The sequence below is a fragment of the Flavobacterium rhizosphaerae genome, from assembly GCF_046000445.1.
Lineage (GTDB): Bacteria > Bacteroidota > Bacteroidia > Flavobacteriales > Flavobacteriaceae > Flavobacterium > Flavobacterium rhizosphaerae.
Map to the genome: position 1 here is coordinate 1 of NZ_JBELPZ010000046.1, position 632 is coordinate 632.

The window sequence follows — 632 nt, forward strand, 5'->3', positions numbered from 1 at the left end:
CCCGTTGATCCTCCGTTACACGCAATATTGGTTTGCGATGCCGGGGTAAGGTTTAAGGCGGCGGCGGGCTGTGTAATAGTAGCTGTGGCTGTAGCGGTACAGCCGTTAGCATCGGTTATTGTTACACTATACGCTCCGGCGCTAAGCCCTGTAGCTGTTGCCGTAGCCTGGGCTGCGCTATCATTCCATAAATAACTATATGGTGCTGTACCACCTGTAGGAGCAACTGTTAAAGAACCTGTTGCCCCTCCGTTACAGGCAATATTGGTTTGAGATGTCATACTTGCTGTAAGGGTACACGCAGCTGGTTCAGTTATAGTTACTGAAGTTGTTGCTGTACATCCGTTAACATCAATTACGGTAATGGGATAAGTACCTGCTGCCAATCCAGAAACATATAGTGAACTATCCGGTACTCCACTATACGTCGTACCGTTTATTGTATATTCAAATGTGGCTGTACCACCTGTAATGTTAATAGTAACTGATCCGTCACTACCACCATTTACAGTAACATTACTCTCTACCACAGTCGAAGCTCCTAAAGCTGTAGCTGGCTGTGTAATGGTAAAGTTCTGAGAAGCGGTACAACCGTTAGCATCGGTTACCGTTACCGTCCATGTACCAGCCGA

1 protein-coding gene is annotated in these 632 nt (G+C 46.7%); it reads right to left on the reverse strand.

Going from position 1 to position 632, the window contains the following annotated elements; all coding sequences use genetic code 11:
- Positions 1-632: SprB repeat-containing protein (locus tag ABS766_RS16745; protein WP_408086342.1), on the reverse strand; the 632-nt coding region annotated here is incomplete at both ends.